Below are 9,033 nucleotides of genomic sequence, written 5' to 3'. Positions count from 1 at the left end.
ATCAATGAATTGTTTTTTTACTTTATTTTTAATTATGCTAGGCAATACTACATTTTTTGTGCTGATCAGATAATTAATTTTCATCTCTTCTATAAATTGGACTTGACTTTCAGAAACCGATTTATAGTTTCCTTTTTCTTTTTGCTTTTCTACATAAATCCAGAATGGTGTATTTCTCAAAGCATCTTTTTGCATATTTGACAATCTTTCATCAGAAGATACTGGAAAACTATGAGGTGAAAGAGAAAGAGGGAAAGTGGTTTGCGTCGGCAAGTCTGCGTAAGAGATTTCTTGATCCAAGGGAGCTGGGGAATTGGTCGAACCATATCAGAATGTGCGTTCTCCTATCGAGAGCGGTCAAGAAGATGCACATGATGGGCTTGGCGCACTCTGATCTTTCATACAAGAATGTGCTTGTTGATCCATCGAAAGGCCTCACCTGTATTATCGATGTCGATGGCTTGGTTGTCGCTCAAAACACGATCACCGGCTTGACGGTGACGCCGTGATGCATGTCCTCGGCAGCCTGGCCGATCTCGTCGAGCGAGTAGCGCTTCTCGAGCTTCTCGAGCGGCAGCTTGCCGTCGGCGTGCAGGGCGATCAGCTGCGGGATGAGCGTCGCCGGATCGGTGTCGCCCATCGTGACGCCGCGCAGCACCTTGCCGGAGAGGATGCCCTGGATGTCGACGGGAATCTCGGTGCCGGGAGGCGGAGCCCCGCACACCAGCACCGTGCCGCGCACGGAGGCCGCATCCAGCGCTTGGCGTGCGACGCCCGGGTTGCCGGTGGTGTCGAAACTCAGCGCGACACCGCGGCCACCCGTGAGCTCGGCGAGCCGCTCGGCGACGTTCTCGGTCGCGCCGTTGATCGTCGCCGTCGCCCCGAGCTCCATCGCGAGCGCGAGGCGCTCGTCAACGATGTCGATGGCGATCAGCTGAGCGGGATTGCGCAGCGCTGCGGCGATGACCGCAGAGAGGCCCACTGCCACCGACCCGTAGACGGCGACAAAGACGTTAGCGTCGGGATCAAGGACGTTACACATCGACCCTAATCCGGTCAGCACCCCGCAGCCGAGCGGAGCGAGCACGGCGAGGTCGGCATCGGGGTCGACCTTCACGGCCGAACGCTCATCGGCGATCGCGTACTGGGCGAACGACGACTGGCCGAAGAAGTGACTCGCAATCGGAGCCCCGTCGCGGGTGACTACACCCGACTCGTCGGAGCGCAGCATCCCGAGCAGGTTCCGCGGCAGCCAGGTCTCGCAGTACGCCGGGTGCGCCGACGTGCAGGCCGCGCACGACCCACACGACGTGAAACTCAGCAGCACCTTGTCGCCCACTTGTAGCCCGGTGACGCCGGCGCCGACCTTCTCGACGACGCCGGCACCTTCGTGCCCGATGATCCCGGGCGAGGGAAAGGGAATCCCGCCAGCGATCACACCGAGGTCGGTGTGACACAGCCCGGAGGCCACAAGCTTGACGAGCACCTCCCCCGGCCCGGGATCAGAGAACTCGACCTCGCTGACGACGAGTTCTCCCGGTGCGTTGAGCACCGCGGCTCGACCGCTAGTCACCGTGCCACCACTGATCACGGTGTCGGTCAAGGTCACTGGGTTGGCCGAGGTCACTGTGCCGCGCTCTGTTCGAGGTTGAACACGATGGAGTGCGAGCGCTGGTACGACGCCATCGCCTCCGGGCCGCCTTCGCGTCCCCAGCCGGAATCCTTGACGCCGCCGAACGGAACCGCCGGGTCGAGCAGCGCCCAGCCGTTGACCCAGGTGATGCCGGCATCGAGCTGCGCTGCAACCCGGTGCGCCTTCGCCAGGTCGGCCGTTTGAATGCCGCTGGCCAGGCCGTAACGGGTCGAGTTGGCGAGGCGAATGGCCTCCTCCTCGGTGTCGAACGGCTGCACCGTGAGAACCGGACCGAACGTCTCCTCGACGATCGCCTCGGCATCCGCGGGGAGATCAGCGAGCACGGTCGGGCTGTAGTAGAAACCGCCGTTGAGGTCGACCTTCTCGCCACCGGTGACGACGCGCGCACCCGCTGCCTTGGCGCGCTCCACGATCGCCGCAACCTTCTCGAGCTGCGTGGAGCTGGCGAGCGGACCGATCACCGTCTCGGGGTTGGTGATGTCGCCGAACGGCACGTGCGGAAGCGCGTCGGCCAGGATGCCGAGCACGACCTCGTAGATCGGGCGCTCGACGAGCAGGCGCGGGCCGGCCATGCAGAACTGCCCGGTGTTGAAGACGAACGCGCCGATGACGGTGTGGATTGCGGTGTTCAGGTCGGCGTCGGCGAACAGGATGTTGGCGGCGTTGCCTCCGAGCTCTGCCGTGAACGACTTGAGAGTCTTGCCGGCGAGCTGGGCGGCGTGCGCGCCGATCTCGGTCGATCCGGTGAACGCCACCTTGTCGACATCCGGGTGACCGACCAAGTGGTCGCCCAGCGTCGCGCCCGATCCGGTGACGACGTTGAACACGCCGTCGGGAACGCCCGCCTCCTGAAGGATCTGCGCGATGAGCAGAGCGCTGAGCGGGGTGTCGCCCGCCGGCTTGTGCACGATCGTGTTGCCCGCGAGAAGAGCCGGCGCGATCTTCGTGCTCGACAAGATGAGCGGGAAGTTGAACGGCGTGATCGCCGCCACAACGCCGAGCGGCTCGGTCTTCACGTAGGCGTGCGTGTTGCCGGTCGTCTCGCGCACCGACCCATCGAGGTGGTGCCCGAGGCTCGCGTAGTACTCGTAGAGTTCGGCGGCGTTGTTCACGTCAACGACGCGCGCGAAGGTGATCGGCTTGCCGACGTTGGCGCTCTCGGCCTGGGCGATCTGTTCGGTGCGCTCTCGCATCAGCACGTACGCGCGCTGGAGGATGCGCGCACGCTCCCGGCTGGAAAGTCCCGACCAGACGCCGGAGTCGAAGGCCGCACGTGCGGCCGCGACTGCGGCATCCACGTCGGCGGTCGTCGCCTTGGCGACATCGGTGAGCTTCGTGCCGGTCGCCGGGGCGATGACATCCATCCGGCCTCCGTCGGAGGCCTCTCGCCAGGCGCCGCCGATGAACAGCTGGCCGGGCGGGAAGGCGGGGGCGGTCGGGGCGGTCTTCGGCTTGCTTTCGGTGAGAGTCATGGCTGTTTCGCTTTCTTGAGGTCAGTGGTGGGGAGAGTGTTTTTCAGTTCGCGAGTGGTCAGTTCGCGACGGGCTGAGGGGTCGCGACGCGTGCGAGCAACGCGGCGAAGCCGGCCGGATCCTCCTGGAAGGGAGCGTGCCCGTGCGCGATGCGGATGACGTCGGCGCCACTGCGGGCGGCGAGCGACTCCTGGAACGGCGGCGGAACGATGCCATCGTTCTCGGTGAGGATGTAGGTCGCCGGTTTGGTGCGCCAAGCGACCTGGGTGAGCTCGTCGATGAGCGAGCGGAGCGACTGCGGCCGGAACAGGTCGGCGAGCTGTTCCGACACCTCGCGGGGAACTCCGGGGGGCATGTCAGAGGCGATCATCTCGATCCGCTCGTCCCGCGTGCGACCCATCGTGACCTGGCCGTTCTCGACACCCCAGGCGTCGGGCAGAACACCGCCCATCGCAGCGAGGGCGCTCTCCCCGGCGTCGAGCGCGAATGCGGCGACGTAGACGAGGCGCTCGACCGAGGGGTGGTCGCCGGCCTGGGTGATGGGCGCGCCGCCGTAGGAGTGACCGACGAGCACGACCGGACCGTCGGCGCGCTCGATCGCTGCGGTGACCGCTGCGGCGTCCGCAAGCAGACCATCGGTGCTGCCGGTCGACGGGAGGTCGATCGCGTCAACATCCCAGCCGTCTTCGCGCAGGATCTGCACGGCGGGCTCGAATTCCCACGGGCCCACCCAGGCTCCGTGAACGAGGATGATGCGGGGACGGGTCGAAGAAGTAGTCATGAGAGACCGTGCCTTTCGGGCGACGTCGGTGTCGCTCTCTCAGAGTGGGACCCTGCGATCGGATGCGGTATCCGTAGAACTACGTAATCGGCTCCGTCGACAAGGTGGCTTCGTACCAAGCTGCGATCTGTGCACGGGACGCGAACCCGAGCTTTCCGAGGATGCGCTGCACGTGGGTGTCGACCGTACGCACCGACAGCACGAGCTCCTCGGCGATGTCGCGGTTGCTCATCCCCCGGTGGATGCGCATCGCCACCTCGTGTTCACGCGCACTGAGTCCTCCGGCGTCGGACGGCTTATCTTCCAGCGCGAGCGACACGGCCTCAAGTGGGCCCAGGTGGCCACCGCGGGCAAAGAACCGCTCGTAGCCCTTGCCGCCGAGCAGCCGTTGGAGGGTAGCGACGCAGCGGTCGTGGTGCGCCCCGAGATGCGGTCCGAATGCAGAGATCGCCGACCCGATCGACCGCCACCGCGCATCCGTCGCCCCGAGAAGGATCGCCGCGCGCTCTGCCGCGCCGCGCTCGGCCTCAACCCAACAAATCACCTCGAGCATGAGGCACTCTCCGACGGGATCGTCGAAACCGCGTTCATCGACCATGCCCTGGCGGGCGTGGCGTTCCGCGGCGTCGAGATCGTCGTCGACGAACGCGGCGAGGGCGATCGCCCACTGGGCGTGCGCCCGCATCCAGTTGTCGTCGACCGTCTCGGTGTAGGCCAACGCCTCGGACGCGGTCCGCGCGGCACCGGATTCCCGCAGGTGACTCAACGCGGCAGTCAACTGAAACTGTGCCAGGAGGGCTTCTTCGGGATGCCCTCCCTCCTGGGCTGCCCGGATCGAGACCTCGAACTCTCGCACAGCGTCCGTCGGGCGACCCGCGAAATTCGCCAGGGTCCCCCGCCAGCGATGAAGCTCCACCCGGAACGTCCCCAATCGCTCCGGCGTGAGCGAGCTCTCCGTGGCCTGTTCTTCGGCCTCGTCCAGCCGTCCAGCCGCCTCTGCCAGGTCGCCCTGGAGCAGGGCGAGCCACGCCGCGTTGACGAGCGCGGGCACGCGGTGCACCGGTGAGGGCTTCGGAAGTGCCAGCAGGCGGGCGGCCCAGGCACGCCCCTCGGGGATGAACCCCCCGACCGCCCAGTGATACCGAAGATTGGTGAACAGGTCGAGAGCCCCGTCGGTGTCGATCGCCGACGCCGTGGTGAGGGCCGACTGTAGTTCAGCGCGGTCGGCGCGCAGACGTGCGAGCGTCTCTGCTTGCCCCGGGCCGTACCAGTTGTCGCAGGATTCGGCCGCGACCGCCGCGTAGTGGTCGAGGTGGCGCCGGGTCAGTCCGGGCCACCGCCCGTCCTCCTCGGCGCGGTCGCGTCCGTAGCGACGGATCGTCTCCAGCATCCGGAAACGACCCGTTTCCGGATCCGCTTCCACAACCGATTGGGCGACGAGCTCGTCGAGGGAGTCGAGCACGTCGCGCCCCTCCGCGACGGCTGACGCCGCTGCGAGGTCGAACGGCCCGGAGAAAACCGACAGAGCACTCCACAGCTCCCGTTGTTCCGGGGTACAGAGCTCGTAGCTCCAGTCGACGACGGCTCGCAGGGTTCGCTGCCGGCTCACGGCGCTGCGGGACCCGCCGCGCAGCAGCGTGAATCGCGACGACAGCCGACTGGTCAAGTCGGTGATCGACAGGGTGCGCAGTCGTGTTGCCGCCAACTCGATGGCGAGTGGAAGCCCGTCCAATGCGCGGCACAGTTCTGCCGCCGCTTCCGCATCGTGCGGACCGAGTTCGAATGCCGCATCCGCCGCACGGGCGCGAGCGACGAGAAGCGACACGGCATCCGGGAGTTCGTCGTGCGTTGGCCCCACGATCGGTTCAGCCGACAGCGGCGGGACGGCGAAGACCCGCTCCCCATCCAGTTCGAGTGGGCGCCTGCTGGTGGCGAGCACGGTCAAGTCGGGCAGGGCGAGCAGCAGTTCGTCGATGAACGACGCAGCAGCATCGATGATGTGTTCGCAGTTGTCGATGATGAGTACTGTCGGGCGATCGCGGAGCGCCTCGACGACCACGTCGAGCGGGTCACGCGCCGACTGGTCGGCCAGCCCCAAAGCACGCACCACCGCGCGGGGCAGCCGTTGCGAATCCTGCACGCTTTCGAGGGAGACGAACCAGCCGTCGATTCCTGAGGTCTCGGCGTACAGGTTCGCGGCGCGCAGAGCCAGTCGTGTCTTGCCCGCGCCCCCGACCCCGGTGAGGGTCACGAGTTGCGACACCTCGAGCAACCCTTGGAGGAGCGCGAGTTCCCGATGACGTCCGACGAAGACGCTCCTCGGTTCTCTGATCATTGAGACTCCTCGTGCGCTGAAGGGTGCGTCGAGTATCTCAGGTCAGTGATGTCAGCGTCCGGCGGCGGCGTCGTCTTCGTTGCTTTCGTCGTCTTCGTCGAAGTCGCGCGGTTTCACGTACGGGTCTTCGTCGCCGGCATAGGTCGCGTTGGCCGCAGCTGCGCGTGCCGCCTCGTCGCGTTCTTGCGCTTCGCGCAGCAGCGACGCAATCGACGCCGCGTTCTCGGGAATGGCATCCGGGATGAACTCGAGCGACGGCGTCAGCCGCGTGTTGAGGTTCTTGCCCACCTCGGTGCGCAACAGCCCGGTCGCTGCCTTGAGCGCCAACGCCGATTCGGCGCGCTCCTCTTCCGACCCGTAGACCGTGAAGAACACGGAGGCGTGCTGAAGGTCACCCGTCACCCGCACGTCGGTGATGGTGACAAACCCCAGCCGAGGATCCCGCAGCCCCTTCTCGAGGCGCCTGGCAATCACTTCTTTGATGCGATCAGCAACCTTCGCTGCCCGATCTCCCTGAGCCATGAGCCCTACTCCTCTAATGAACGTCGAGCCAAGGAGCAGCTTCGGTCGAAACCTATGGGGTTCCTGGGGGGTCGTGAGAGTCAATCGGGGTAGGGGTCCCCGCTCTTGACTCTCACGAGCCCGCGGGAACCCCGACCCACGATTTACGCCCGGATCTTCTCTTTGAGTTCGATGGTCTCGATCTCGTCACCGATCTGGATGTCGTTGAACTTTCCGAGGCCGATTCCGGCTTCGAAGTCGGTGCGGACTTCGGTGACGTCGTCCTTGAAGCGACGCAGCGAGTCGATGGCGAGGTTGTCGCCGATCACCACGCCGTCCCGGATCACGCGCGCCTTGGCGTTGCGGGTGATGGTGCCGGAGCGCACGATGACACCGGCGATGTTTCCGGCCTTGGAGGAGCGGAACACTTCGCGGATCTCGGCGACACCCGACTGGACTTCTTCGAACTCGGGCTTGAGCATGCCCTTGAGCGAGTTCTCGATGTCTTCGAGTGCCGCGTAGATGACGGAGTAGAACCGCACGTCGATGCCTTCGCGCTGAGCACGCTCGCGTGCCTTGACGTCGGGGCGGACGTTGAACCCGATGACGATCGCGTTGTCGATCGTCGCGAGGTCGATGTCGGATTCGGTGACCGCACCGACACCGCGGTGCAGGATGCGCAGCTGGACGCTGTCGTCGATCTCGATCTTGAGCAACGACTCTTCGAGTGCCTCGACGGCACCGGAGACGTCACCCTTGATGATGAGGTTGAGCGATTCGACCTTGCCCTCTTCGAGGGCACGGGTGAAGTCTTCGAGCGAGATGCGCTTGCGGGCCTTGGCCAGCTGGGCGTTGCGCTCGACGGCTTCACGCTTCTCGGCGATCTGCCGGGCCGTGCGGTCGTCTTCGGTCACGATGAAGGTGTCACCGGCGCGCGGGACGCGCGAGAGACCTTGCACCTGGACCGGACGCGACGGGTAGGCCTCTTCGACCGTTTCGCCGTTCTCGTCGTGCATCGCGCGGACGCGCCCGTAGGCGGTGCCGGCGACGATCGGGTCGCCGATGCGCAGCGTTCCGTTCTGGATGAGCACGGTCGCGACGGCGCCGCGGCCCTTGTCGAGCTTCGCTTCGATCGCGACTCCGCGCGCGTCCCGGCTGGGGTTCGCGACGAGGTCGAGGCCGGCGTCGGCGGTGAGGAGCACGGCATCCAGAAGTTCGGTGATGCCCTTCTTCTGCAGCGCCGAGACGTCGACGAACATCGTGTCGCCACCGAACTCTTCGGCGACCAGGCCGAACTCGGTGAGCTGCTGACGCACCTTCGCCGGGTTCGCGCCCTCTTTGTCGACCTTGTTGACGGCGACGACGATCGGCACCCCGGCGGCCTGCGCGTGGTTCAACGCCTCGACCGTCTGAGGCATGATGCCGTCGTCGGCCGCGACCACGAGGATCGCGATGTCGGTCACCTGCGCACCACGGGCACGCATGGCGGTGAACGCCTCGTGGCCCGGGGTGTCGATGAAGGTGATGGCGCGCTCGATGCCTTCGTGCTCGGTCCAGACCTGGTACGCACCGATGTGCTGCGTGATACCGCCGGCTTCACCCGCGACGACATTCGCCTCGCGGATCGCATCCAGCAGTTTGGTCTTTCCGTGGTCGACGTGACCCATGACGGTGACGACGGGCGGACGGATCTCAAGGTCGTCTTCGTCGTCTTCGTCATCGAGGTCGATGTCGAAGCCTTCGAGCAGCTCTTTGTCTTCGTCTTCGGGCGAGACGACCTGCACGCGGTAACCGAGTTCGGCTCCGAGCACCTCGAACGTGGACTCGTCGAGCGACTCGGTCGCCGTCGCCATCTCGCCGAGGGCAAAGAGCACGGTGACGAGAGTGCCGGGCAGCACGGTGAAGCCCGTGATGACCTCGATCTTCTCGGCGAAGTCGGCGATCGACGCTCCGCGGCGCATCCGGATGATGGTCGTGCCGTCCCCTCGGGGAACGCTCACGCCACCGATCGTCGGAGCCTCCCGCATTTCGAATTCGGCGCGCTTCGTGCGACGCGACTTGCGGGCCTTGCTCTTGCCGCCTCCGCGGCCGAAGGCACCAGCCGTGCCGCCGCCAGGGCCGCGACCGCGACCCCCACCACCACCCGGACGTCCGGCGTAGCCGCCGGTCGTACCCGGAGCGCCGCCGCCGCCGGGGCGCTGGAAGCCACCGCCTCCGGCACCGCCCGGGCGACCGGGGCCACCGGGACGCTGCTGGAACGGAGCGCCGGGACGGCCGCCGGCCGCGGGGC

Annotated in this window: 7 protein-coding genes; all 7 read right to left on the bottom strand. The window is 66.0% G+C overall.

Annotation, left to right across the window (positions count from 1 at the left end; genetic code table 11):
• Positions 1-300: hypothetical protein (locus RMO30_RS11555; RefSeq protein WP_309713569.1), on the bottom strand; the 300-nt coding region annotated here is incomplete at its 3' end.
• Between the two features lie 172 nt (positions 301-472).
• Positions 473-1,603 (bottom strand): NAD(P)-dependent alcohol dehydrogenase, encoded by a 1,131-nt coding sequence (locus tag RMO30_RS11550; RefSeq protein ID WP_309713565.1) that lies wholly within the window; start codon positions 1,601-1,603, stop codon positions 473-475.
• Between the two features lie 20 nt (positions 1,604-1,623).
• Positions 1,624-3,126 carry an aldehyde dehydrogenase family protein gene (locus tag RMO30_RS11545; RefSeq protein WP_309713562.1) on the bottom strand — a complete coding sequence of 501 codons (1,503 nt, stop codon included), beginning with the start codon at positions 3,124-3,126 and terminating at the stop codon, positions 1,624-1,626.
• 58 nt (positions 3,127-3,184) lie between these two features.
• Complete coding sequence (locus RMO30_RS11540) at positions 3,185-3,907, bottom strand: alpha/beta hydrolase (RefSeq protein WP_309713560.1); 723 nt, start codon at positions 3,905-3,907, stop codon at positions 3,185-3,187.
• A gap of 79 nt (positions 3,908-3,986) precedes the next feature.
• Positions 3,987-6,242: a LuxR C-terminal-related transcriptional regulator gene (locus tag RMO30_RS11535; RefSeq protein WP_309713556.1), complete on the bottom strand. Its 2,256-nt coding sequence runs from the start codon at positions 6,240-6,242 to the stop codon at positions 3,987-3,989.
• A 51-nt stretch (positions 6,243-6,293) separates the two neighbouring features.
• A complete protein-coding gene (gene rbfA, locus RMO30_RS11530; RefSeq protein ID WP_309713553.1) occupies positions 6,294-6,764 on the bottom strand; it encodes a 30S ribosome-binding factor RbfA in 471 nt (156 codons plus the stop codon).
• 143 nt (positions 6,765-6,907) lie between these two features.
• A partial coding sequence (gene infB / locus RMO30_RS11525; protein ID WP_309713550.1) for a translation initiation factor IF-2 occupies positions 6,908-9,033 on the bottom strand: 2,126 nt, incomplete at its 5' end.

This window comes from Pseudolysinimonas sp. (assembly GCF_031389465.1).
Lineage (GTDB): Bacteria > Actinomycetota > Actinomycetes > Actinomycetales > Microbacteriaceae > Pseudolysinimonas_A.
The sequence above is the reverse complement of the archived record's forward strand: the minus strand, read 5'-3'. Positions and strand labels throughout refer to the sequence as shown.